Here is a 26,019-nt window from a genome sequence, read left to right as displayed (position 1 = left end):
ACGCCGGTAAGAATGAGGAGGCAGGTGCCATCCGCCGTGCCGTACTCAAAGTGGGGGAGCAAGAAAATGGGTCAGAGTGAGGGCGTTGCAGCTCCAAGGCTACAGAAGCCATCGTGGAAGGATCCCCGGCTGCTCATCGGCGTATTGCTGGTTTTGGGGTCTGTGGCCGGAGTCATTGCGTTGCTTGGTTCGGCCGACAGGACTACGCAGGTCTACTCGGCCCGGGAAGACATAGCCGTAGGACAGGTGGTTACGGAAGCGGACTTATCCATTGTCAAGGTCCGTTTGGATGAGGTCGAGCCCAGCTATGTCACAGTCGAACACGGCTTCGCTGAGGGCAAGGTTGCGCTGCAGCGGGTAGCAAAGAATCAGCTGGTCCCACAGGCGAGCCTGGGGTCTGCCGATGCCGTCGACCGTAAGCCGGTAGCCATTGCCATGGAGGAAGAGCTGCCCGCGCAGGCCGTTCCAGGCACCAGGGTTGATGTCTGGGTTGCCATGCCGGGTTCGAATCAAGCGTTTGAGGAACCGCGGCTACTTCTGCCCAGTGCGGAGATTGCCGGAATGACCAGCGGCTCTTCTGCGTTGGGTGCTGCGAAAACAACCGTGGTGATGGTGCTGGTAACTGATGAGCAAATGCCAAAATTGCTGGGTGCCCAAGCAAACAAGGCCAAGGTGTCGGTTGTTTGGAATCCTGCGGGCGTGGTTCGGTGAGCATTCCTGTCGTTACCGTTGGTTCCGCTCAGGAAGCTGTAGTCGGCGGGTTGGAACGCCTGCACGGACCGGTGACGGTGGTGCGCCGGTGTTCAGAGCTAGCTGAACTGATTGCTGCTTGCCAAAGCGGCCTCGCAGTGGCGGCTGTGGTAGCGGAAGGTTGCGAGGAACTCACCACCACACTGGTTGATCGCCTCGGAGCAGTCGGCGTCTCCATCGTTGCCTTGACCGATGATCCCGCTGAGGCCAACCGCCTGCACTCCATAGGCGCCGTGACAGCTTCGACCGGCATCGATGCCGCGGACCTGGCGGCCAAAATATTGGAGGCCGTGGACCGCGTAGGGCCACGTAGCCAGCCTTTGGCTGGTCGGGACGCAGGATTCGCAGACCCCGGGGCAGGTGTGCTTTTGGAGGCTGCGGCGGAATCCGTCGACGACACACCACGGGGGTCAGGCCAGATAACTGCCGTGTGGGGACCGGTCGGCGCACCTGGCAGGACTCTTCTGGCGGTCAACATCGCGGCGGAGCTGGCCGCGGCCGGCGAGTCCGTCATCCTCGTGGATGCTGACAGCTATGGGGCAAGTGTGTCAGCGGTGCTTGGGCTGCTGGACGAGTCCGCGGGTCTTGCCCAGGCCTGCAGGCTGGCGGACCAGGGTTTGCTCGATATCGAGGCACTCAAGTCGGCGGCCATTCCTGTTTACACGAAGGCCGGTACCTTTCGGGTACTCACGGGAACTACCAGGGCGGACCGGTGGACGGAGTTAAGGGCGGGGGCTGTCTCGATGGTCCTCGAAAGGGCAAGGCAAGTTGCGGACCATGTGGTGGTGGATACAGGTTTTTGCCTTGAAGCCGATGAAGAGCTCAGCTTTGACACCATGGCTCCGCGGCGGAACGCCGCGACGCTTCGAAGTTTGGAAATGGCTGATGTTGTGTTCGCCGTAGGAGCGGCGGATGCCATTGGAGTGCCGCGATTGGTGAGAGGGCTGGCGGAGCTTGAGTCCGCGGTTCCGGAAGTATCTCCCCGTGTCGTGCTGAACAAGGTGAAGCGTTCGGCAGTGGGTCATTCGCCCAGACAGCAACTGGGTGACGCCTGGGACCGCTATGGTCCGGGAGCGGGCGTGGACGCCTACCTTCCGGCAGACTCTGTGGCGTGTGATGCAGCTTTGCTGGCAGGTGCAGTCCTTCTGGAAGTGGCGCCTGACTCGCCTCTTAGGATGGCGATAGCCAGCTTGGTCTGTGCACCCGTCCAGCAAAATCGCAATTCGTTTGGTCAAACTATCAGAGCTTTGCGCCTCTTTAAGCGCTAGGCTCGCCATGTGGGCTGCAGAGTCGCAGCAATGAACATGTGATGGAGGCGTTTGTAGATGTCGTCAGGATCCAGCGTGGAGGATCGGTCCGATGCAACAGTTGTCCGTGAAGGGTTCTTCGGTGACTACTATGAACACCTCGCAGAGGAAGACTCGCGTGCGTATTCACCTGAACTTCTGATTGCGCGGGCCACAAAGCACAAGGACGTTGCCCAGTCCCGACGGCCCGGAAATGCCGTCGTCCAGATCGCCGCCGAACCCGAGCGAAACGTTGTATATATCGTCACGGACGATATGCCGTTCCTCGTCGACTCTGTCAATGCAGAACTTGTTCGCCAGAACTGCGCGATCCGTTTGGTGATGCACCCGTTGTTCGTGGTCACCCGCGACCGTGTGTCCGGTGAGCTGAGCGGTATTTCCAGGGTCCCGTCCAACGTTGGCATCTCCAGCGGCGACACCGCCGCACTCCCCAGCGTGGCCCACCTCTTGGGCGATGGCGATAACGCGTCGCATATGGAGTCATGGATCGCTGTTGAAATTGACCGTGTAAGTGACGATGCGCGGGAAGAGTTGATCGCCGGGCTGCAACGCGTCCTTGGCGACGTCAGGGCGGCGGTGGAGGACTGGCCCAAGATGCGCAGCAAAGCTCTCGAGCTAGCCGAGGCGTTGGCCGGCATCACGCACCCGGAGCAAGTCGCTGAACTCCGGCAGGCACAAGACCTTTTGCGATGGCTGGACAACGGAAACTTCACTTTCCTGGGTTACCGCGAATACGACCTCGTGGACGAAAACGGCGAGGACGTTCTTCAACTCCGTGAAGACAGCGGGCTCGGCCTCCTGCGTGCCGGCGACACCACGCGTCAAGTCCAGCACCTCACGGATGCCGGCCGCAAGCGCGCGCGGGAGAAGCGTGCCTTGGTGATTACCAAGGCGAACTCGCGTTCCACTGTGCATCGGCCCGCCTACCTTGATTACATCGGCGTCAAGAGCTTCGACGCGTTGGGCAACGTTAACGGTGAACGGCGGTTCATCGGCCTTTTCGCCACTAGTGCCTACACCGGATCGGTGCGCAACATCCCAATCGTTCGGGACAAGGTGGATGCTGTCCTGCGCAACGCGGGGTTCCCCATTGACTCCCACTCGGGCAAGGATCTTTTGGGAATCCTTGAGACGTATCCCCGCGACGAACTGTTCCAGATCGAGATACCGGATCTTGCCGCCACTGCCACCGGCATCCAGCGTCTCCAGGAGCGACGACGGACCAAGCTGTTCCTGCGCCCGGACATCTACGGCCGGTTCATGTCCGCCGTGGTCTACCTGCCCCGTGACCGATACACCACCAGCGTCAGACTCCGGATCGAGCAGGAACTCCGCGAGACGTTCCACGCCGAAAGCATTGACTACGAGGCCCGGATCACTGAATCCGCATTGGCTCGTGTCTTCTTCAGGATCAGGTTGCCCCGCACGGCTGAACTGGCGGAAGTTGACGTAAAAGAACTGGAACAACGCCTGATGCGTGCGTCCCGGTCTTGGAGCGAAGGTATCGCAGAGGTGCTCCGTGAGCACCGGTCTGCCGAGGACGCTGATGTTCTGTCTGCGCTGTGGGCTGAGGCGTTTCCCGCGGGGTACCGCGTGGACTACGAAGTGGAAGACGCTCTTGAGGACATTGAACGCTTCGAGAAATACGGCGCGGAGGCGGAGCGGGCAGGACGGGTCACCAAGCAAATCAAGCCCGGTGTCCATGTGTATCTTCCGGAAGGTGCCGGTGAGGCCTTGGAGGAGGATGCCCGAGTCAAGCTCTACCTGATGGAGCCCAAGAGCCTTAGCCAAATCCTTCCCTACTTCCACAACCTCGGCCTTGAGGTCTTGGATGAGCGGCCGTTCGAGATCGAAACCTCGGATCATCGCGATTTCTTCCTTTACGACCTCGGACTCAAGTACCCCGCGGGCGTCGACCCCCTGGCTACGGGAGACCTGCTGGGCGCCTCCTTCGGTGCAGCCATCACGGGTGCTGTCGAATCAGATAACTTTGACCGGCTGGTTCTGCGTGAAGGCATACATTGGCGTCAAGTGGTGGTACTCCGTGCCTACGCCAAGTACATGCGGCAAATGGGCAACACCAATTCCTTCGGATTTATTGCAGATACCCTGCTGGGCAACCCCGATGTTGCACGTGGACTCAATGAGCTCTTCTCTGCACGCTTCGACCCCGCCGTTCCGGAAGGACAGCGGCCCGAACGCCAAGCCGTAGCGCGGGCAGCGCTTGCTGAGTCGATCGAGCAGGTGGCCACGTTGGATGCCGATCGCGTTCTGCGTACCTTCGTGAACCTTATTGAGTCGACTCTGCGGACTAATTACTACCAGAACAAGGAATACGTCAGCTTCAAGCTGGATCCCACGTCCATTGAGGGTCTTCCTTTCCCACGCCCAATGTTCGAGATCTGGGTTTACTCTCCGAGAGTTGAAGGCGTGCACTTGCGCTTCGGGAAGGTAGCCCGCGGTGGCCTTCGCTGGTCTGACCGACGGGAGGACTTCCGGACGGAGATTCTGGGCCTCGTAAAGGCGCAGACCGTCAAGAACGCGGTCATTGTCCCAACGGGCGCCAAGGGAGGTTTCTTTGCCAAGAAGCTCCCCAGCCCGGCAGTAGACAGGGCTGCTTGGATGGCCGAAGGAATTGAGAGCTACAAGACTTTTATTCGAGGCCTTCTGGACATCACAGACAACCTCGTTACGTCAGCAGACGGCGAGAGGCTGGTGCCGCCGTCGGACGTTGTTCGGCACGACGATGACGACTCGTACCTTGTAGTTGCAGCGGACAAAGGCACCGCAACGTTCTCCGACACCGCCAACGGGCTTGCGGCCGAATACGGTTTCTGGCTCGGTGACGCGTTTGCCTCGGGTGGGTCAGTCGGTTATGACCACAAAGCCATGGGCATCACTGCCCGCGGAGCCTGGGAATCAGTCAAGAGGCACTTCAGTGAGCTCGACCTGGACACCCAGACTGAGGAATTCACGGTGGTTGGCGTGGGCGACATGTCTGGTGACGTCTTCGGCAACGGCATGCTGCTTTCCCGGCATATCCGGCTGCTGGCCGCCTTCGACCACCGCCACATCTTCCTTGATCCCTCGCCTGATGCTGCTGCATCGTTTGCCGAGCGGCAGAGGCTCTTCGAACTGCCCCGATCCTCGTGGGACGACTATGACCGCACCCTTATCAGCGAAGGTGGCGGCGTCTATCCACGTCAAGCCAAGACCATCCCGGTCTCGGAGCAAGTACGCAAGGCATTGGGCCTGCCGGATGGAACGACGCAGCTAAGCCCGCCGGAGCTTCTTCGCGCGATTTTGCTGGCCCCGGCAGATCTTCTCTATAACGGCGGTATTGGCACGTATGTCAAGGCTAGTACTGAAACCCATGCAGCCGTGGGCGACAAAGCCAACGACGCTATCCGCGTGGACGGCCGGGATTTGCGGGTCAAGGTCGTGGGCGAAGGCGGAAACCTGGGATTGACGCAGCGGGGACGTATCGAGGCCGCTTTGCAAGGTGTCATTCTGAATACGGACGCAATCGATAACTCCGCCGGTGTTGACTGCTCTGACCATGAGGTCAACATCAAGATCTTTGTGGATCGGATGGTCGCGGCCGGCAAACTAGACTCCGCCGAACGAGCCAGCTTCCTCGCCGACATGACCGATGAAGTGGGACGGCTTGTCCTGCAGGACAACATCGACCAGAACATTCTGCTGCTCAACGACCGGACCCGAGTCGCGGACTGGAGCCCAAGTTACGAGCGCCTCATGGACTGGCTGGAGAAGTCTGCCGACCTCAAGCGTGATCTTGAAGCACTCCCCACCACGGAAACCCTGCGGTCGAGGTTGGAACAGGGCCAGGGACTTACCTCTCCCGAGCTGGCGGTTCTGGCTGCATACGCAAAGATCGAGCTGGCTGGCGCGTTGCGGGACAGCAACCTCGCCGACGATCCGTGGTTTGCGGACACAATCCGTGAGTACTTCCCGAAGCAACTGCGGGAAAAGTTTGACGCTGAATTGGACACTCACCCGCTGCGGCGCGAGATCATCGCCACTGTGGTCGCCAATGACATCATCAATCTTGGGGGCATCACCTTCGCCTTCCGGGCCATTGAAGAAACGTCGGCCAATGAGGTGGCCGTTGCCAAGGCTTTCGTGGCTCTGCGTGAAATCTATGATCTCGATCCTATGGTTGCCGAGCTGAATGCACTTCCGGCTTCCTTCCCCACCGAACACTGGAGTGAAGTCCATCTGGACATCCGGCGGTTGCTCGACCGGGCAGTACGCTGGGTGCTGGGCCAGGGGATGGGGTCACAGCCTATTTCCGATGTCGTTAAATCCTTCAAACCCATGTTGGCCCCGCTGAGGGCCAAGCTTCTGGACTACCTCCGGGGTGAGGACAAGATCCGAATTTCCGGCTGGTTGGACAAAGCCAGAACCTGGGGACTGCCGGAGCATCTTGCGCACAGGTGGGCTGAGCTGTTCGAGAGCTACGCACTCTTGGACATCGCGCGGATTGCCCAGACCGGAAGCGAGGGCGTCGAGGACGTTGCACACGTCTACTACACAGTATTCAACCGCTTCCATGTGGATTCGCTGCTGGAACGAATCAGTTCCTTGCCTCGCGATGACCGCTGGCAGGCATTGGCGCGTGCAGCTCTCCGTGATGACTTGTACTCCACGGTGGCGGATATGACGACGTCGGTCCTTGAGTCCACAGAGTCCGGCGCCTCGGCTGAGGATCGCCTGAAGGCGTGGGAAGGGCAGAATGCCGAACAGCTGGGACGTGCCAAGACGATGTTTGATGAGGTCAACGCGCTCGAAGCCGACGACATGGCTTCACTGTCGGTAGCATTAAGGCTCTTGAGGTCAATCGTTCGACGCTAGGGTCCGTCCCGGCGTCGCAAATGGAGGTGCAGTGGCAATCTTTACAGACCCCATCAGGGAACACGCTGATTTCGGGCCTGGAGATGCCGAATGGCTGCACCTCCTCGTCGGTGACTGGCAGATGGTCGCTGACTTGGCTTTCGCGGACCTCGCTTTGTGGTTCCCGCATCCGGAGTTCGGCTATATTGCCCTCGCCCACGTCCGTCCGTCAACATCGCATACGGTGTTCCATGCGGACTTCGTGGGGGAGGGCATCCGCTCGGATCTCCGCCCGATTGTGGATAAGGCGTGGAACAGTCGCTCTATCGAGCGATCAAGTGAAACAAGCTGGAGCAGTGAGATGGCACTCCGTGTTGAGGCTGTCCCCATGGTGCGCAACGGCAGAACACTCGCTGTTGTGACATCGCATATGGACTTGTCCAGTTCGCGCATGCCATCCAGGCTGGAACTCACGTATCGTCAGTGCGCCTATGATCTCTTACGGATGGGAACCCTGGGCCTGTGGCCCGACTTCGCATCTCCGACAGGCTCCCGACGTGGCGCCCCCCGAGTGGGCGACGGGCTCATCAGGCTAGACGCCGAAGGCATTGTGCAGTATGCAAGCCCCAACGGCGTGTCTGCCTTCCGTCGACTGGGGGAAGTGGAATCCCTGGAGGGGCGTTCGCTGGCAGAGGTGACTGCCGGCCTTCTGAAGGACCGGCGGATGGTGGACGAGACGCTGCCTTTGGTTGTGACAGGGCGGATGCCTTGGCGCAGCGAGATTGAGTCCAGAGGTGTCAGTCTGTCACTTCGGGCCATTCCACTGCGCGATGAGCAGCAGCGTTTCGGAGCACTTGTCCTTTGCCGTGACGTTTCGGAACTGCGGCGCAGGGAAATGGAACTTGTTACCAAGGACGCCACCATCCGGGAGATCCACCACCGGGTAAAGAACAATCTTCAAACCGTTGCAGCTCTCCTGCGTATGCAATCGCGGCGAATGGTCAGCGACGAAGCCAAGCAGGGTCTGGAACAGGCGATGCGGCGGGTGGCCACGATCGCGCTCGTACACGAGACCCTTTCCCAAGGCCTGACTCAGAGTGTCGACTTTGACGAACTGATTGGGCGGCAATTCAGGCTGTCAGCTGAAGTAGCTTCACCGTCCCAGCAAGTGCGAACAGAACGCTCAGGTTTGTTCGGCGAGTTGCCCAGCGATTTTGCCACCCCACTGGCCTTGGTCATCAACGAACTTGTCACCAACGCCGTTGAGCATGGACTCGAGGGACGCACAGGAACGGTGTGGTTGCTGGCCGATCGGGCAGATGGCGACGGCAACGACGAATTCCTGACGGTGACCATAGCCGACGATGGCGTGGGCCTGCCGGATGGCCAATACACCGAAGGGCTGGGCCTGCAAATTGTTCGTACACTCGTGACCAGCGAGCTCGGCGGGTCCATCCAGTGGAGCCCGCGCGAAGGCGGGGGGACCGCTGTCGAGATCGTCCTCAACCTCGCTCGGGCGTAGCTCCCGAAGCCAGGTTTCGCGTATCTCACGAGCAGCACTTAACGGAGAAGGCCGCGGACCAAGGGTCCGCGGCCTTCACTGTCCTTGGGCTAGGAAGCGCGGCGTGCGCGTGCAGCGCGACGCTTAAGTGCCCGTCGTTCATCTTCACTCATGCCGCCCCAAACACCGGCGTCTTGTCCGGACTCCAACGCCCACTGAAGGCAGGTGTCTACAACGGGGCAGCGGCGGCAGACGCTTTTGGCTTCCTCGATTTGCAGAAGTGCTGGTCCCGTGTTGCCTACTGGGAAGAAGAGCTCCGGGTCCTTTTCGAGGCAGGCTGCGCGATTACGCCAATCCATGCTGATCAGTCACTCCATTCGTGAGAACTAGAAGGGCCTTTTGTGAAAACATTCACGAGAGGCTCCAAAGGAAAGGGGCCCGCATGGGCCCCCTTGGTCGTCTGAGTCAAGCGTTTCATGTTAACGCCTTGTAAACAAGGGGTGTTAGTGGTCGAAATGCCCGGAATCCGTGAGCGATGCATCACATCAGCCGCCAGTGCCCTCACTGCTAGATGACTATGTCCGGTAGTGTGCCAGTGTGTCAAGACCTCCCGTGAACCCTGCCCAACCCGAGTCCGGCCCGGACGGAAGCGATGATCCTGATGCGTCAGCGAGCCTCGCAGCCAACAGACTTGGTGCTGGTCGCCGTCCCCTGGGAATCGTCATCATCTCAGTGGTTGTAGCGCTTGAAGCCCTCGCCCTCCTCGGGGCAGCTGCTTGGTACGCATTCGAACTGTTGACGGGTGCCCCAGTGCTGACCTTTTGGGGGGCAATCTTCACTCTTGGGCTGCTGCTGGCCTTCTCTGCGTGGCTATTCGCCGTAGGCCACTTCTTGTTCCGCGGCTATAGGTGGACGCGTGCCGCAGCTTTGGTGGCCCAATTGTTTGTTCTCACCATTGGTTTCCCCACCATAACCGGGGGACTGGTGTTGCAGGGAGCGGCGATGCTGATTCCGGCGTTCGCTGCGATTGTTTTCCTTTTTCAAAAGGACGTCGTGGCTTTTGCCTCACGTACTGGGGGAGCTACCGGGGCGCTTTAGTCATCGGGCTGCTCCAGACACACGGCAGCATGGACTGAGCCTGGCACTCGTTCAGTGCCCTTGGCTTGCGATGGAAAGCTTGTGGCGAGTACGCCTTGAAAGGGCTTTACTTCCGCTCCGCTGATGAGAAAGCCGCGGCCCGGGCGTCCGCCCCGATCGGACTCCAGCCTCACGCCGAGCAGTTCGCCATCGTGGGGTGTTCCGGGGGCTAAAACCAACCCCATACCTGACGCCTGTGCTTCCTTTGCCAGCGGCAGATGATGTAGCAAGGCCGGTCTCGTTGTTGCTGCCAGGACGATGCCACGCACTTTACCGACCAAGCCCGCCAGGGCTTGGCGTCCTTGGGGATCAAGCAAATCGGCGTCGTCCACCAGCAGGATGCTGTTGGAGGCAAGGGTCTTCGCCGCGGCTTGGGCTGCCACCAGGGCCCAGAATGGGCTGGCAGAAGCTGTATCCGGCGGGTAAACCCATGGGACCAAAGGATTCATCGCGTGCAGCGATGCCAGGAGCGAGCTCTTTCCGGAGCGAGGACTGCCCAGGATGACGCTGACCCCATGTTCCCGCAGCGGCATGGCTACCGGGAGGGCTTCGTCTCCTCCGACGCCGATCCACAGTGGAGCCAACGCGCTGCTTTCCGCGGTGCAGGCTCGCGCTACGTTGCCGGGGGCCGGGCCTGAACCTGATCCCGACGGCAGTCCTTGTTCCTGGAATTCCGCCACAAGGTCAAGGAATTCCTCACCTCCCAGAAGCTCTGGGAGTGGTCGTACACGGAACGGCGGTTCAGATGGAGCTAGATCACCGAACGGCCAGCGTCCATTGTCCGGAGCCACACGAAACTGAGCGACCGTTGCGTGTTGGCTGGCAAGATTTCCCATGACGACGGCGCGCCCAGGGAGGGATTCCATATCCGGGAGGCGTGGCCAGTGGAACCGCGACTCTTCAGTAGATCCCGAAGGAAAGTAAGCGCGATTCTGTATCGAGGCAAAAAACCGTGAGCTGACGAGTTCCCGCTCGCCGGAGATCAAAACAGTGACGCCGACGGACCAACCGTCCCTGACGATGTCCTGCAGAATTGCTTCTGCATAACCAAACGGCCCACTCCGGAGCGCTGTGGCCCACGAGCACCACCCGGCCACGATGAGGACCAGGGGTGAATTGGCCGTCCCGGCTTCGCCGGCACTTCGTCGACACTCCATCTCCGCAGCGAGGCGCTTTAAGACCCGCACTGCGAGGTGCAGCTGGTGCAGGCCCACGCTGGCACCGATTCGGCCTCCCTCGATGACATGGCCAAGGATGCCCCTTGCATCCAGGATATAGAGGTCCGGTTGGGGCTTCTGGGTCGCGAGCATCGCGGACGTAGCCCTGAAGCAGTCCCGTATGCCACTCGAGTCGCTGCCGATCATTGCCAGATGTCCGTCTTTGGAAGGTGACCATAGCAGCGGTTCCACAACTTGATGAGTCGGTCTGTCGAGCATCGCCAATGGTCCCACCGCCCACTGTCCTTCCGTCGTGGACTTGGGGCCCTCCACTCCAGGTAGCTCATCATGCCAAAGGATCGTTGAGGGCAGTGGTGGGGCTACTGGACGTCTGGGAACGGGTTTGCAGAGGCGCTGCCATGCCTCGTCGACTGCTGAAACCACCCATTCGGCGCCAGCATCCTGGAGGGAGTCCTGTTTGGCGGACGTATTGGCTGCGGTAGAAAGGGGCTCCAACGCCTGCAAAGCTGACTGCACGGCCGGCAAGGAACTGTTACGCCAGACGCCAGCCGTAGTCATGTTCGGGGAAACCGATAGGGACGCTGTCTGGAATTCTTCGGGGCTGCATGAAGCCTTGGCTAGGTAGGCCCGTCCCGGCGCTCCCACGCTTATAGAGGCAGCAGCCTTCGTATTGATGATGTCCGTGGACTCCGCCTCAGACTGCACCCGCAGGGCAATGCTTGATGTCACGTTCGCCCGGATATCGGCTGACAAGGCTCCTTGGGGCCGCTGGGTAGCCATGACCAAATGAATACCCAGGGAGCGCCCGATGGTGGCGACACGCATGAGCTCGCGGAGAGAGCTCGGGGCTTCGTCAACCAGCATGCGAAACTCATCAATAACCAAGACCAGATACGGGATTTTCGGATCGCTTGCCAACGCTAATCGCCGATATCCGGCGAGATCTGACACGCCGGCCGCAACGAATAGCTCTTCTCGACGCCGTATCTCCCCACGGAGGGAAACAAGAGCGCGGTCCAAATGGTGCTTGCTCAAGTCCGTCAGCATTCCAACGCAGTGAGGTAGGCCCGCTAGTGGCCGCAACCCCGATCCGCCCTTGAAATCAAAGAACAAGAATGTTGTGCGATCGGGTGAGTCACGCAGTGCAAGCGAAGCTACTAGTGTCCGAAGAAGTTCGGACTTACCGGAACCAGTGGTTCCGGCTACCAACAGATGCGGACCGTCGAGCTTAAAGTCGAAGGTCAACTGCCCGCGGTGGCCTTTGCCCAAGACCGCAGTGAGGCCGTCTTGCTTGGATGACTCTGCCCACCGCCGGAGCACTCTGCGCTGGCCGTAAGGAAGCAAATCAGCGAGCGAACATTCCTCCGGAATCGCGTTGCTGATTCCAAGTCCTTCACCGAAAGCTGTACCCCGCGCCCTACGGCAGAACCTATCGAAAACTTCGGCTGGCACGAGATCCGGGATGAAGTGCCGGCGCTCGCCGTCCGTCTCCAGATAGCCTGTTGTTCCGGATGGCGATATTTCGATGACGCCCCCGGAAAGCTCAAACTGTACGGAGCACCTGATGACCCGCCACGCGGCGGCTTGAGCAGTCTTCAAGAGCTCGGACACGGATTCTTGATCGTGCGGTGGATCATCGAGCATGATGAGCATCCCCTTCAGCTTGCCGTTCGCGCGCTGCAGGGCAGCGAGGACGGTGGCCAGCGTGCTTGTGAGCGTGACCCGGGGTAGGAACCGGGCGCTCAATGGCAACCTTCCTGTCCTGCCAAAAATAATGACGGGCGTCTCCGCCGAGCCCGAAAAGCTGGCTAGTTGCATCAACACGAATCGAAGCATTGCCTCCGTGTGATCCGGGTGGCCGCAGAGTGTCACCACGGAATGTTTGGGATCCAAAGTCATTGCCGCGCTGCCAATGGACGGCGGCCGGAACTGGGGATCGTCGGGAACAAGGCGCATGTTTGCTGCCGCCTGCGTGGTGCCGAGCCGGAGCCACACATCATAGCCCGGACTACTGATCCCGGTCGGCCTTATGGTCCCTGCCGGCGACACCGCAACTGTAGTGACAACGGCGTGGTCCGTGATGGGCTCCATCGTCACCTGTCCCACCTTGGAACCGCGGTGAGCTGCCACAATCAGCTCTGCAGCTGAAGGCGAGCACTGCCGGCGTCGTTCAATGTCTTGCTGCACCGCGAGCGCAACGGCCAGCCTGCGTTCCCGGCGGCCCTTTTGCCCGGCGATCAGCGGGACGAGAAGGGTGATCGCTGAGATGGCTGTAAATCCCAAGTACATCCAGATTCCTGTGGCAACTGCCAGGCCGATACCGGCAACTAATGGCAGCCCGGCAGCCAAGGCCATTGCCAGACGGTTTCCGGCGCGACCGACATGAGGTACTTCGAGTGGTACGTCAACCGAACGACCTGCATCAACTGAAATCTCCGTAAGGGGAGCACTGCCCGTGACGACGGTGAAGGTGGAGTTCCCACACTGCACCAATGACGATGACGTGATGAATTTTCGATGAACGGGCTGACCATCGACGAGAACCGGGTTCGCGCCCTCGACCGCCTTCAACATCAGCGCCGTGCTGGAAACCTCTAAGAAAGCCTGTTCCCTGGACATCCCTGGATCCGGCAACGAAATATCGAACGGACCCCTGCCAATGCAGTACCTGCCCCGTTGTATCCGGAAGGCGGAGCCTGCGCCGGGGCCTGAATGGGTAAGCAACATTAGGGGCATGGACATGTTCTCCGTGTCTCGATGCGGAGGACCATCCACAATGACGGCGCCAGAAACAAGCGGCGATATTCCCACCGTGAGAGTAGCCAAGATCTGTCCACCCACCGAGAGCACGCCAGTTCCACGCGTTTCGCTGAGAAGTTGCTGTACGTGGGCGCCGGACGTGCCTTCCGGGACGGTGATGCTGAGTTCCTCCGGGCCCTTTGTTCCAGCGGCTCCGGGGGCGCAGACCAATGTGCACTCCAAGGCCATGGGCTCTTCCTCCGCATTTCGTAGGGCATTGAACATCGGATTGACAAGAATGACGCTACGGCCGTCCGAATTTAGGCGCTGCGGCCGTAATGCCCTATGTGGAAAACTCTCGCCAAGGCTCATGCAGACGCCGCCTTGACACCGGGGCATGGTGTCTCAGCTAAGATGAATCACGTTGTCGCGTGTGCTCAATGAGGAAGGACCTTCACCGGTGATAGTGGTTGCGGAGAGCGCCGATGTTTCAGACAAGGCGATTATTGGTGATGGATCAAAGATTTGGCATCTGGCCCAAGTCCGCGAGCAGGCCGAGTTGGGTGTTAATTGCATCGTAGGACGCGGGGCCTATATTGGCACCGGAGTCAAGATGGGGGACAACTGCAAAGTTCAGAATTATGCTCTTGTCTACGAGCCCGCAGTGCTGGAGGCTGGAGTGTTCATCGGCCCGGCCGTAGTACTCACGAACGATACTTACCCCCGGGCGGTCAGCCCGGATGGCGGTCTAAAGAGCGCTCACGACTGGGAGCCGGTTGGCGTCACCATTCGTGAAGGTGCATCAATCGGTGCCCGCGCCGTCTGCGTGGCCCCAGTGACCATCGGACGATGGGCCACAGTAGCTGCAGGAGCTGTTGTGGCTAAAGACGTCCCTGATTTTGCCCTGATGGTCGGAGTGCCGGCCAAACGCCATGGTTGGGTCGGTAAAGCTGGTTTCCCGTTGCAGCGCAGCGGCGAGAACTGGGTATGCCCGGAGACCGGCGCCACATATGTTGAACAGAACGAGACCCTTCGAGAGGTAGAGGCATGAGCCCCGAATTCATTCCCCCCGCCAAGCCCATCATCGGTGATGACGAGCGCAAGGCAGTAGAGGCCGTCCTGGCCTCCGGCCAACTCGCACAGGGTTCGGAGGTTGCGTCCTTTGAGCAGGAGTTCTCTCAGGTGCTCCTCGACGGCCGGGCTGCTGTAGCGGTCAACTCCGGTACTTCCGGCCTGCACCTTGGCCTGTTGGCTGCGGGGATTGGTCCTGGTGACGAGGTCATCGTTCCGTCGTTCACGTTCGCCGCCACGGCCAACTCCGTAGCTTTGACGGGGGCGACGCCCATCTTCGCTGACGTGGACCTGGACCACTACACGCTTGACCCGGCCTCCGTCGAATCAAAAATCACGGACCGTACGGCCGCCATCATGCCGGTGCACCTTTATGGCCACCCGTTCGACGTGGACGGCATCGGCGCAGTCGCATCCAAGCACGGCGTGAAGGTCTTCGAAGATGCAGCCCAAGCGCACGGTGCCGCCGTCAACGGTCGGAAGGTGGGCACGTTCGGTGACTTCGCAATGTTTAGCTTGTACCCCACCAAGAACATGACGTCCGGCGAAGGCGGCATGGTCAGCACCGGTTTGGCCGACGTCGAGCGTCGGCTCCGGTTGCTTCGTAACCAGGGCATGGAGCGCCAGTACGAGAATGAGCTTGTCGGCTTCAATGCCCGAATGACGAACATCCATGCTGCCATTGGCCGCGTGCAGCTGACCAAAATCAACGCTTGGACGAAGACCCGGCAGGAGAACGCGGCCTTCTTCGATGCAAACATCGAAGGCGTTGTCACTCCCAAGGTTTCTGAAGGCTACGAGCACGTGTACCACCAGTACACCATTCGCATCGCTGAGGACCGCGACGGCTTCGCCAAGGCGCTGCGTGAGGAATACAACGTGGGCTGTGGCGTGTACTACCCCATCCCGAACCACCGTTTGGCTCCTTTCCAGACTTCTGATGACCTTCCCGTCACGGAGGAAGCTGCGGCCAGCGTCTTGTCGCTGCCTGTACACCCGTCGCTGAGCCAGGACGACCTTGATCGCATCGTAGCTGCGGTCAACGCCATTGCGAAGGCAGGAAGCTAGTGGCAAATCTGCGTGCAGGCCTCATCGGACTGGGGATGATGGGTCGCCACCACGCCCGCGTTATTCGCGAGCTGGAGGGCGTGGACCTCGTTGCCGTCGCTGACTCCTTCGGTGACCCTCACAACGTAGCCAGCGGCCTCGAGGTGTGCAGTTCGGTTGAACAGCTCATCGAACAGGGCATTGACATGGCCGTGGCCGCTGTGCCCACCGTGCTTCATGAGGAAGTGGCACTGCGATTGGCCGAAGCCGGCGTGCACTGCCTGGTGGAAAAGCCCATTGCCAACGATTCCGTTTCGGGCCGCAGGATCGCCGAAGCGTTCGATTCGCGGGGATTGATCGGGGCGGTAGGCCACATCGAGCGCTTCAACCCCTCATTGCAAAGCCTCCGCGAACGGCTCGGCAACGGCGACCTGGGAGAGGTCTACCAGATCTCGACCCGCCGCCAGGGGCCATTCCCTTCCCGCATTGCGGACGTTGGCGTGGTCAAGGACCTGGCAACTCACGACATCGACCTGACTGCATGGCTTGCACAGAGCAATTTCGTGAATGTAGTTGCGCACACCACCTCCCGAAGCGGGCGCGAGCACGAGGACATGGTCACCGCAATTGGCCACCTCAAGAGCGGCGTAGTCACCAACCACATCGTCAACTGGCTGTCCCCCATGAAGGAGCGCACCACGGTTGTTCTGGGTGAGCGCGGTGCATACATCGCGGACACTATCTCGGCGGATCTGACGTTTATTGAAAACGGCACTTTCCAGACAGACTGGGATTCCATAGCGGCATTCCGTGGCGTGTCCGAGGGGTCATCCACACGCTTTGCCCTGGCAAAGCGCGAACCGCTGAAGATGGAACACGAGGCCTTCCGTGATGCTGTACTCGGAAAGTCCATGAACATTGTCACAATGGCGGAGGGGCTTGAGACCCTTCGCGTTGCCGAAGCAGTGCTCGAGTCCGCAGGGACAGGCTCCGTGGTCTCGCTCTAGGCATTGTTCTTTTTGCAGTATTGAACGGGAGGCTGGCTATGGGCCACGCCTCCCGTTCGTTTTTTCCGGAACAAATGCAGCCTTGCTGCCAGGCGCCGCCGAATCGGGGAACGATCGCAACGTCGGGTAGCCTTGACCAGTAGACGTGGGCATCTCTGTGCCCGCACGCCAATACACAGGAGAGTTTGTGAACGCTGATCTCGTCGTCGTCGGCTCGGGTTTCTTTGGCCTGACCATTGCAGAACGCGCCGCTACCGAGTTGGGGCTGAAGGTTGCGGTGCTTGATCGCCGCCACCATATTGGTGGAAACGCCTACAGCGAGAATGAGGCGCAGACCGGAATTGAGGTGCACCGGTACGGTGCCCACCTCTTCCACACCTCGAATGAGCGAGTGTGGGACTACGTGAACAGGTTTACCAAGTTCACGAGCTACCAGCACAAGGTTTACACCAGCCATAAGGGCGAGGTGTACCCAATGCCCATCAACCTGGGTACCATCAACCAGTTCTTCCGTTCGGCTATGAGCCCCACCGAAGCAAAGGCACTCATTGCCGAGCAGGCTGGCGAACTGGCGGGAACAGACCCCCAGAACCTCAACGACAAAGGCATCCAGCTCATCGGCCGTCCTCTTTACGAGGCCTTCATCAAGCACTACACGGGCAAACAGTGGCAGACGGACCCGAAGGACCTGCCGGCTGAAATCATCTCGCGGCTTCCCGTGCGCTACAACTATGACAACCGTTACTTCAACGACACCTACGAAGGTCTCCCGGTAGACGGTTACACGGCTTGGATTGAACGCATGGCGGATCACCCGAACATCGAGGTCGTCTTGAACTCGGACTTCTTCGACGACGGTGAGTACGGCCGGTCTTCTGTCCTCGGACAGGTACCCGTCATCTACACGGGTCCGGTTGACCGCTACTTCGATTACGCAGAAGGCGATCTGTCCTGGCGCACGATCGATCTCGAAGAAGAAGTCCTGCCCATTGAGGACTTCCAGGGCTGTTCGGTTATGAACTACCCGGATGCAGATGCAGCTTTCACGCGCATCCATGAGTTCCGTCACTTCCACCCCGAACGGGACTACACCAAGGACGCCACCGTCATCATGCGCGAGTTCTCGCGTTTTGCTGAGAAGGGGGACGAGCCCTACTACCCCGTCAACACCTCTGATGACCGTCAGAAACTGCTGGCCTACCGCGACCTTGCCAAGGGCGAGAAGTCTGTTCTGTTTGGTGGCCGCCTTGGAACCTACAAGTACCTCGACATGCACATGGCAATTGGTTCCGCCTTGTCCATGTTCGACAACAAGATCAAGCCGCACTTCACCGGTGGCGCCAAGCTTGAAAGTGGGGGAGTAGACGCATGACCGCTACAACAAACGAAAGCCAGGAGATCGCCATGACGGCCACAACTGCCGCTGAAATCCCCGCTTCGACGGAACAGAGCCTGCGGATTGTCCAACGCGTGGTTTTCCCGGCCAACCGTGACCTCGACACGCTGCCCCTGTATGTGGATCCTGACACCAACAAGGTCCACAGGAGCGACAGCAGCGCCGATGTTCAGGCGATTGGCATGGCGAGGAAACTCCATCCGGAGGATATCTTGAACCGCGGCTCCGTTCAGGTGCGCCGGGGTGAGCGTCTTTCATTCGGCTCCTACTTCAACGCCTTCCCTGCAAGTTACTGGCGCAAGTGGACCATTGCCACCAAAACCGTTCTTCACATTGAAACCGAGGGTGAGGGGACGGTCATCGTTTACCGCTCCAACGCTCGTGGCGCATCTCAGCGCGTCGACTCGATCCTGGTTGAGGGCACTTCCGTCAATGATTTCGAACTGACCTTGGCGCCGTTTGGTGACGGCGGCTGGTACTGGTTCGACCTCATCGCGGGCGGCGATGGCATGACGCTGAAAAGCGCTCACTGGGCCGTCCCCGATGAAGGCCGGCCCCAAGGCCGCGTGACGCTGGGCGTAACAACGTTCAATCGCGCCGATTACTGCCTCGAGACCATCAAATCCATTGATGGTGACGCTGGTCTACGGGAAATCCTGGCTGAACTCATCATCGTGGACCAAGGCAACAAGAAAGTTGCCGACGAAGCTGGCTTCGATGCAGTTGCGGAGTCCATGGGCGATCAACTGCGGATCATCAACCAGGGCAACTTGGGCGGTTCGGGCGGTTTTGCCCGAAACATGTATGAGATGGTCGTTTCTGACAAGAGCGATTACGTCATGCTTTTGGACGACGACATCGAGCTGGAAACAGAGGGCGTCATGCGTGCAGTGGCGTTTGCCGACCTCTGCCGGAAGCCGACCATTGTTGGCGGCCACATGTTCGATATGTACAACAAGTCCGTCCTGCACGCCTACTCAGAGGTAGTCAACTTCTACCGCTTCCTCTGGGGTCCTGTGGAAGGACTCGGTAATCACGACTTCTCCACCGCAGGTTTGCGCTCCACTCCGCAACTCCACCGTCGCTGGGACGCAGACTACAACGGCTGGTGGATGTGCCTCATTCCCAAAACCGTTGTGGAAACCATCGGCCTGTCCCTTCCTGTGTTCATCAAGTGGGACGACGCTGAGTACTCCCTTCGCGGCCGCGCAGCGGGCTTCCCCACCGTGACCCTTCCCGGGGCAGCAGTCTGGCACGTCTCCTGGGCTGACAAGGACGATTCGGTGGACTGGCAAGCCTACTATCACGAGCGAAACCGACTTATCGCGACCCTCTTGCACTCCCCGTTCCCCAAGGGCGGACGCATCCTGCGGGAAAGCTTGAACACGGACGTAAAGCACCTGGTGTCAATGCAGTACTACCCGGAGCAGGCCCGTGTCATGGCTCTCCGCGACGTTCTCGCCGGACCAGGCAATTTGCACGAGCAACTGCCGACCATGATGCCGAAACTCCGTGCCATGCGTGAGGAGTTCCCGGACTCGCAGGTCAAGACCGACCCTGCAGCTTTCCCGGAGGTCTTCCTCAAGCGTCCCCCCAAGAAGCCCCAGTCCTACAAGCAGCCAGGTGCTTTGGGCCTGCTTCCCTGGGCGGTTAAGACTGTCCTCAAGCAGACGCTGGCCCCTGTCCGCGATACCGCGAAAGCCAACCCTGAGGCTCATGTGGCCCACCAGGACGGCAAATGGTGGAGCTTGGCGCACTTGGATAGCGCAGTGGTGTCCAATGCCGACGGCACAGGTGCTTCATGGCACTTGCGTAACCCCAGGATGGCCCGTCAATTGGTGGTCGAATCGGCCAAACTCCATGCCCAGCTCTTCTCCAACTGGGAGACCCTCCGGGCTCAGTACCGTGAGGCTCTTCCCGAGATCACCTCCATGGAGTCGTGGCGGGAAACATTCGAAGCTTCGGAGCCCAGCAAGTAGCAATGACGACTTCCACAGATACTTATGCTGTTCCCGGGGTAGGGGCCGGGCTGCTGGACGTTTACCGGCGCCGGTACCTCCTCAAATTGATAGTCCGTAAGGAGCTCCGTGTAAGGTACCGGGGCTCTGTCCTGGGACTTGCCTGGTCCTACGTCAAGCCGTTGGTTCAGTACGTTGTGCTGTTCTTCGCTTTGGGAATTGTCCTGCGCGTCGGGGATCAGATTCCCAACTACGCGTTGTACATGTTCTCCGGCGTCATTGTCATCAACTTTTTCTCCGAAGCGTTTTCGAATGCCACGAGATCCATCGTGTCGAATGCTGCTTTGGTCAAAAAGATCTATCTGCCGAGGGAGCTGTTCCCCGTTGCGTCAGTGTGGGTGGCAGCAGTTCACTTCCTCCCACAACTGGTGGTCTTGTTGGCAGCTGCGCTGCTGAACGGGTGGAAGCCAGACATCATGCAGCTTATTGGAGCTGCTTTGGGCTTCGTCATTGTGGCCATTACGGCAACGGGTTTGGGCCTGTTGGCTGGCGCCATCAATGTGTTCTTCCGCGACGCTGAAAACATCGTGGATATGTTGATGATGATCGTGACGTGGACGTCGCCGGTGCTCTATGACTGGACAATGATCCGTCGGCTGGCACCCCCTTGGGTGTTGGTCATCTATCAGCTCAACCCGATCACAGTCGCTGTCGAATTGTTCCACTGGGCCTTCTGGTTTCCCACTGTTGACCGCCCAGTCGAACTGCCTCCGCACCTCATGTGGACGGGATTGATTGGTCTCGGGATGGCAGCCCTGTTCCTTATCATCGGCCAACTCGTCTTCCGACGACTTGAGGGCCACTTTGCGCAGGAGGTCTAGATGGGCGCCGCAATAATCGTCAAGGGCCTTAAGAAGACGTTCAACCTCCGCCATTCGCACTCCCTCAAGGAGACTCTCGTTTGGTTGGTCAAGGGTCGGAAAGGCGACCTCAGCAGGAAGTTCGATGCTCTCCACGATGTGAGCTTTGAGATTCAGCCGGGGGAGACCGTGGCACTTTTGGGGTTCAACGGCTCGGGAAAGTCCACACTGCTCAAACTGATATCGGGCGTTATCCTGCCCGATAAGGGAACGGTCCGCACAAAGGGTCGCGTAGCTGGGCTCATCGAGGTTGGCGCAGGATTCCACCCGGACTTGTCCGGGCGTGAAAACGTCTTCCTCAATGCCGCCATTCTGGGAATGAGCGAGCAGGAAATCAACGAGAAGTTCGACGAGATCGTTGCGTTCTCTGAGATAGAGCAGTTCATCGACACTGAAGTGAAGTTCTATTCCTCCGGCATGTTTCTGCGGCTGGCTTTCGCCGTAGCGGTCCACACGCAACCGGACATCTTCCTGGTGGATGAGATCCTGGCCGTGGGCGATGAACCATTCCAGAAAAAGTGTTTGGCCAAGATCAAGCAACTTTCGGCGGAAGGCCGGACTCTGGTGGTTGTCAGCCACGACCTCGACATGATCTCGCGCATATGCGACAGGGGAGTTGTCCTTGCCTCCGGCACGGTGCAATTCGAAGGCCCCGCCAAGGAAGCTGTAGCTTGGCTGCGGGATAGCAACTAGCCGATACTCCTTATGTGACCACGCTATAGGGTGGATTGAAGGCCACCTCCCATCTTCTCAAAAGATGGGAGGTGGCCTTTGCCGTGTCCCGGAGCAGCAATCAGAAGGTCGGAGCAGCATTGGAAGCGTCAGCAGCACACTAGTAGGTGCATCGGATACGGATAGGCTCTGACGTGCCGGAGGCACCCATTCCATCAGCACACCCCCACCTCCCGTGATGGTTCCAGAGGGCCTTGGAAGGACACAAAAGAAGAGCGTCCTTCCCTGTGAGGGAAGGACGCTCTTCTGAGTCGCAGGTGCCGCTGGGCCCATGCCCAGCGGCTAGACAGAAACCTTTTCAGCCGGCGCCTGGATGACATGCTCTTCCGACTTAGTCCGGCGATGCCGACGAACGTAATGGAAGACAGTGAACACCAATATCCCGAACCACGCGGCTGCTTGAGCAGCAAGGCCCATGGTGAGACCCGGCGTCGTGAAGGTAACGTCCACAGAGCTTGCGCCGGCCGGAACGTCCACCAGTATTACTCCCGCCGGGCCCTGTGTGAGCTTCTGTGGTTCACCGTCGACCGTGACGGTGTAACCGGGCCAAGCGAGACGGGCGAGGGTCAGCTTTCCAGCGCTGCCGTCGCCGGACAGCGTGATGTGTTCGTCGTTGCCGTTCTTGACAGCATCCTGCACGGAGATACCGTCGGAAGCCCAGGAAACGGTGCCAGGATAGGGTAGCGGGTTCTCCCGCTGGAGGATTGTCCTGGTCTCATCCGAGGCCACGATGCTCCAGCCCGGGGCTACGTTCAGTTGGTCCGGGGCGATCAACGTTTTTTGGACGGCTACAGTCTCCACTTGGAGGACGTCTGCCAAAGTAACGTCAATTTCACTTGACGCCTGCTTGAACAACTCAGTGTAGGCCAGTGGGCAAGTCTCGCCGCGGTAGTTCATGCACAAGGCGTTCACATAGGTGGTGAAGCTGATCCCGCTGTACCGCCCCATGCTGTTGTTGACGTCGGCATTGAGGATCTGGTTGCCGTACAGAAGGCGGCCCTCAGTGAATTCCTCTCCCGTGATCTTCATGGTGTTGAAGATCTGAATGGTGTTACCCCTGTAACTACTGGTTGAGTCACGGAGCGTGTCTGCATCCACGGGGGAACCGATCCCGGCAACAGCGTTGTTGGGAACGAACTGCCTGGACTGCATTCCAAGCGTAGCGATTGTTCCGACCACCATGACGGCTGCGAGGCCGCGGTAGCCGAATCGCTTCCAGCCAAGGACCGCCAGCCCCACCAGACCCAAAGTCACGCCCAGGGTGAAGACCTGCCATTTGCCGCCCTCAGGCACCATGGACCACGCCCGATAGGTTCCAAAACCAAGGATGGCCACGGTAATGAATAACCGCTTTTTCCATGACGTGGTGTTCAGGCCCGCTGAGGCCACGACTGCGACGAGGACGATGACTCCGAGGTATACGTACTCGATGAGCCGAATGGGCCAGCGGAAGACAAGCACCTGGGACGGAGCGAAGGTCAGCAGGAAGTAGATTCCCGTAATGATGTAGATACTGAATATTTGACGCGAGCGGTTCCTGAAACTGCGGAAATCAAGCCACGGAAGCAACGGTAGGACAAACCACGCCAAATAGCTGGAGGGGACGTTGTCTATGGGGGCCCAGAAGTTGTTGATCCGGGGCCTCATGGACGAGGTGCTCATGGTCAGCAGCGAGGACATATCCGGGGAAAGGAAGAGGTCATTAAGGATTTCGCTCTGCTGCCTTACGGTGACGGCCGAGCTGAGGGGCAAGGGGAAGTAGACCAGGACGGCGGTCAAACCCACCAGCGCACCCACGATGACGATGGGAATCAGCCGACGCCAGTGCCTCATGAGCATCAGCTCGACAGCGACTGCCGCGAGAACCAGGATGACGCCAATGGCACCGTAGGGGTTTCCTGCTGTCATCGTGAGGAAACCCAAGAAGAACGGCAGGAACGGTGAGGTGTTGCGACGCGCGTAGCGGCGAACAGACCACCAGAAAACGGTAATCCAAGCGAAAGCCATCAGGCCGCCTGGCCAGCGGGCGGCCTCGTAGAAGAGTGTGAATCCGCTGAAGGGAATGGCTACACCGGCAGCCAGGGCGAGCGGCCTGTTGGAGCCGTAGTCGCGGGCGAGCATGAACGTCCCGAACGCCAGCAACGCGATGAATTGCACGATGATGAAATAGCTGGCCAGAGACAAGTTCTCGAAGTTCGAGACGATAACTGAGTTGACGATGTTGACCGGGTTGAAAATGCCGTAGCCCACCTCGGCCACGATGTTGCCGCCGACCCAGCCGCCTGGTTCCATCAATGGGAAGCGACCGGACCGTATCTCCTCGCCCATATGCCGCCACAAGGGGAGGAACGACTGCATCATGTCATCCCAGTAGTAGAACGTGGGATTGAACAGTCGCGGAATAATGGAGGCAACGGCCGCTATAGCGGCAGTAACAATTCCCCAATGCCAGTCGTGCTGCATGAAGTAGCGCCGCCGAGTGACCGGGGGGCGCTGGGCAGTAGCCCCGGAGGTTCCTGCTGTCATGGTCTTAGCTTGCTCCTTAGCGCGCGGCATAAGTTTGGATATGGGCCAGAAAGACTACCGTGGTAACGGAAAGCCGGAGGGCCTCCGTTACCACCTGCTACTTGGCCTCGGAGGCGGAGTCTACGGAGGTCTTGGAAGCGGATTGTTGCCGCCACCGGAAGTGAACGAAGGCGATACCGACGCACAGCAGATCGGCGATCGTGAACATAATTCGCGAAAGGGCGGCGATTGCCGTCGCGGCACCGGCGCTCATCATTCCGGCCAGGGCAAGGATCAAGATGGCTTCGCGGGCACCTACGCCGGCGGGAAGCAGGAATGCCAGCACTCCGAGCGTCATTCCAAGAGCCAATGCACCAGTCAGTACCAGGAACGTTGCGAGGTCGAGGGTGGCCTCATGACCAACCAGGATCCACAGGTGCAGGCCGAAGCACAGGTACATGAGAACCCCAAGAATGAAGGCCTTCACCATGGTGTTGGCCTGAATTCGTTCGGGGAGCGGTGGCCGGCGGAACACTCGCAGAACGATGTTGACCAGGAACGTCACGACGTTCGGGTTCATCGCCAGGATCACCACCGGGAGTATGACGTAAAGCCACTGCAGATTGGGCTGCCGCTGCACCAGGATTGGAAGAGCTGAAGCTCCAACCACCAATGCTGCGCCAATGGTGATTCCGGTGCTCACCAGGGATGCTACGAAAACCTGTGCGCGCGCAATGCCGTTTTTACGGCCCAGCTCCATCTGAAGCACGAATGCCCACACAGAGCCGGGCAGGTACTTGCCGATCTGGCCGACCAGGTAGATCTGGTTGAGCACCAAACCTTGGGGTTCAATGTCTACTGACCTGAGCAGACTCGCCATGACAACCCGCCACATGTACATCCCGAGGAGAACACCAGGGATGAGCGCCAACAGGGACAGCAGGACCTGCCACCATTGCAGGGCGAAGACAGTGGCTTGGACTTGCGGCCATTGGACTGCAATGAAATACACCGCGGCGGCGAACACGATCACTACCAAGGCTCGCCGGGCGAAGTCGACCAGCTTTGCCTTGGTGCTCTTTGCAGCGGGCTGTTCCGGATTCAGATCGTTGTCATTTGAAGGTGTCTCCGCGATTGAACCCGTCATGAGGCATGCGTTCCCGCGCTTGGCGCCACGGCAAACTCACTCCGACGGCGGCGCATGGCTACCAGCCCTTTGAACATCTTTACGACGTCGGCAGTCCGGATGGTGGTTTCGCCTGGTTCGTCGTCGGGAGCCAGCGTGACGGGCACTTCAACAATCCTGAAACCTTGCTTCTCAGCGGCGTACACAACCTGGGTGCTGAAAAGAAACCCGGGGTCATCGAAGCGGTCAACCATGCTTCGAAGCCAGTCGCCGTCGACGATCAACGTTCCTTGGGAGTCACCAATCTTTGACCCGAGTATTACCTGTCGCAGCGTCTTGAAACCAAAAGTGGTAATGCCGCGAATGACACTGCGCTCGGTGATCGAGTCCTTATGGGCTTTCGAACCGATGACGATGTGTGGTTTGGTTTCCAGCTTCTTGTCTTCGTCGAGATCATCTGTGCCGAACGGCAGATCGTCGGCGGTGAGAAGCACTCTACGGCCGGAGCTGGCTTCGATGCCCCGGCGATATGCATTGCCCATGCCCTTTTGGCTCTGGAGAACCTGGAACGTCACGTTGGGAGTGTCCACCGCATGCTTGAGGGCGACCTCGAGTGTGTTGTCGGAAGAACCGTTCTCCACGATGATGATCTCGGAGGTGCCACTGGTCAAGTAGCCGGAAAGACGGGCCATTGTTGCCGCCAAAATCCGTTCTCCGTTATAGACCGGGATCACAACGGAGAGATCCGGTTGGCCTGCCTGGTCGAAAGTCAAGACTCTCCTCGGTAGTTC

17 protein-coding genes are annotated in these 26,019 nt (G+C 59.5%); 12 read left to right on the top strand and 5 right to left on the bottom strand.

Annotation, left to right across the window (positions count from 1 at the left end; translation table 11 throughout):
* Positions 1-66: 66 nt before the first annotated feature.
* From AC6CH8_RS06475 to AC6CH8_RS06460, 4 genes are read left to right on the top strand one after another with little or no spacing between them, the layout of a single operon-like run.
* Positions 67-711: a flagella basal body P-ring formation protein FlgA gene (locus tag AC6CH8_RS06475; protein WP_420178460.1), complete on the top strand. Its 645-nt coding sequence runs from the start codon at positions 67-69 to the stop codon at positions 709-711.
* Positions 708-2,018, top strand: coding sequence for a CpaE/TadZ family protein (locus tag AC6CH8_RS06470; protein WP_498189447.1), 1,311 nt, complete (start codon positions 708-710; stop codon positions 2,016-2,018). Before AC6CH8_RS06475 ends, AC6CH8_RS06470 begins: the two co-directional genes overlap by 4 nt.
* A gap of 57 nt (positions 2,019-2,075) precedes the next feature.
* Positions 2,076-6,932: an NAD-glutamate dehydrogenase gene (locus tag AC6CH8_RS06465; protein WP_498189445.1), complete on the top strand. Its 4,857-nt coding sequence runs from the start codon at positions 2,076-2,078 to the stop codon at positions 6,930-6,932.
* A 31-nt stretch (positions 6,933-6,963) separates the two neighbouring features.
* Positions 6,964-8,433 (top strand): sensor histidine kinase, encoded by a 1,470-nt coding sequence (locus AC6CH8_RS06460; RefSeq protein WP_091468558.1) that lies wholly within the window; start codon positions 6,964-6,966, stop codon positions 8,431-8,433.
* 89 nt (positions 8,434-8,522) lie between these two features.
* Here the strand turns inward: AC6CH8_RS06460 and AC6CH8_RS06455 are convergent, their stop codons facing one another.
* A complete protein-coding gene (locus tag AC6CH8_RS06455; RefSeq protein ID WP_015937605.1) occupies positions 8,523-8,771 on the bottom strand; it encodes a WhiB family transcriptional regulator in 249 nt (82 codons plus the stop codon).
* 238 nt (positions 8,772-9,009) lie between these two features.
* Between AC6CH8_RS06455 and AC6CH8_RS06450 the strand changes: the two genes are divergently transcribed.
* Positions 9,010-9,510, top strand: coding sequence for a hypothetical protein (locus tag AC6CH8_RS06450; protein ID WP_420178456.1), 501 nt, complete (start codon positions 9,010-9,012; stop codon positions 9,508-9,510).
* Here the strand turns inward: AC6CH8_RS06450 and AC6CH8_RS06445 are convergent.
* A complete protein-coding gene (locus AC6CH8_RS06445; RefSeq protein WP_498189442.1) occupies positions 9,507-13,715 on the bottom strand; it encodes a type VII secretion EssC family protein in 4,209 nt (1,402 codons plus the stop codon). The genes AC6CH8_RS06450 and AC6CH8_RS06445 overlap by 4 nt on opposite strands.
* Positions 13,716-13,899: 184 nt before the next feature.
* Here AC6CH8_RS06445 and AC6CH8_RS06440 point away from each other — a divergent pair, with 184 nt between their 5' ends.
* The 7 genes from AC6CH8_RS06440 (at position 13,900) to AC6CH8_RS06410 (ending at position 21,558) form a co-directional block, all read left to right on the top strand.
* Positions 13,900-14,517: an acyltransferase gene (locus tag AC6CH8_RS06440; protein ID WP_091468551.1), complete on the top strand. Its 618-nt coding sequence runs from the start codon at positions 13,900-13,902 to the stop codon at positions 14,515-14,517.
* Positions 14,514-15,605 carry a DegT/DnrJ/EryC1/StrS family aminotransferase gene (locus AC6CH8_RS06435; RefSeq protein WP_091468547.1) on the top strand — a complete coding sequence of 364 codons (1,092 nt, stop codon included), beginning with the start codon at positions 14,514-14,516 and terminating at the stop codon, positions 15,603-15,605. The genes AC6CH8_RS06440 and AC6CH8_RS06435 overlap by 4 nt, the downstream gene beginning before the upstream one ends.
* Positions 15,605-16,591: a Gfo/Idh/MocA family protein gene (locus AC6CH8_RS06430; RefSeq protein ID WP_091468545.1), complete on the top strand. Its 987-nt coding sequence runs from the start codon at positions 15,605-15,607 to the stop codon at positions 16,589-16,591. Before AC6CH8_RS06435 ends, AC6CH8_RS06430 begins: the two co-directional genes overlap by 1 nt.
* Before the next feature lie 187 nt (positions 16,592-16,778).
* The gene (gene glf / locus AC6CH8_RS06425; RefSeq protein ID WP_091468543.1) at positions 16,779-17,963 is read left to right on the top strand and encodes a UDP-galactopyranose mutase; all 1,185 of its coding nucleotides are present in this window, start codon (positions 16,779-16,781) and stop codon (positions 17,961-17,963) included.
* The gene (locus AC6CH8_RS06420) at positions 17,960-19,966 is read left to right on the top strand and encodes a glycosyltransferase (protein ID WP_420178454.1); all 2,007 of its coding nucleotides are present in this window, start codon (positions 17,960-17,962) and stop codon (positions 19,964-19,966) included. Before glf ends, AC6CH8_RS06420 begins: the two co-directional genes overlap by 4 nt.
* A gap of 2 nt (positions 19,967-19,968) precedes the next feature.
* The gene (locus tag AC6CH8_RS06415) at positions 19,969-20,826 is read left to right on the top strand and encodes an ABC transporter permease (protein ID WP_166660296.1); all 858 of its coding nucleotides are present in this window, start codon (positions 19,969-19,971) and stop codon (positions 20,824-20,826) included.
* Positions 20,827-21,558: an ABC transporter ATP-binding protein gene (locus tag AC6CH8_RS06410; RefSeq protein ID WP_091468535.1), complete on the top strand. Its 732-nt coding sequence runs from the start codon at positions 20,827-20,829 to the stop codon at positions 21,556-21,558. It abuts the gene before it with no gap.
* Between the two features lie 321 nt (positions 21,559-21,879).
* Here the strand turns inward: AC6CH8_RS06410 and AC6CH8_RS06405 are convergent, their stop codons facing one another.
* The 3 genes from AC6CH8_RS06405 to AC6CH8_RS06395 form a co-directional block, all read right to left on the bottom strand.
* Positions 21,880-24,123 carry a hypothetical protein gene (locus tag AC6CH8_RS06405; protein ID WP_498189438.1) on the bottom strand — a complete coding sequence of 748 codons (2,244 nt, stop codon included), beginning with the start codon at positions 24,121-24,123 and terminating at the stop codon, positions 21,880-21,882.
* Positions 24,124-24,220: 97 nt separating this feature from the next.
* Complete coding sequence (locus AC6CH8_RS06400) at positions 24,221-25,249, bottom strand: lysylphosphatidylglycerol synthase domain-containing protein (RefSeq protein WP_091468530.1); 1,029 nt, start codon at positions 25,247-25,249, stop codon at positions 24,221-24,223.
* On the bottom strand, positions 25,246-26,001 hold the full coding sequence (locus AC6CH8_RS06395) for a glycosyltransferase (protein WP_243836811.1): 756 nt from the start codon (positions 25,999-26,001) through the stop codon (positions 25,246-25,248). The genes AC6CH8_RS06400 and AC6CH8_RS06395 overlap by 4 nt, the downstream gene beginning before the upstream one ends.
* Positions 26,002-26,019 lie beyond the last annotated feature (18 nt).

Source organism: Paenarthrobacter sp. GQ52 (assembly GCF_059759005.1).
This window is presented reverse-complemented; position numbering and strand designations above follow the sequence as displayed.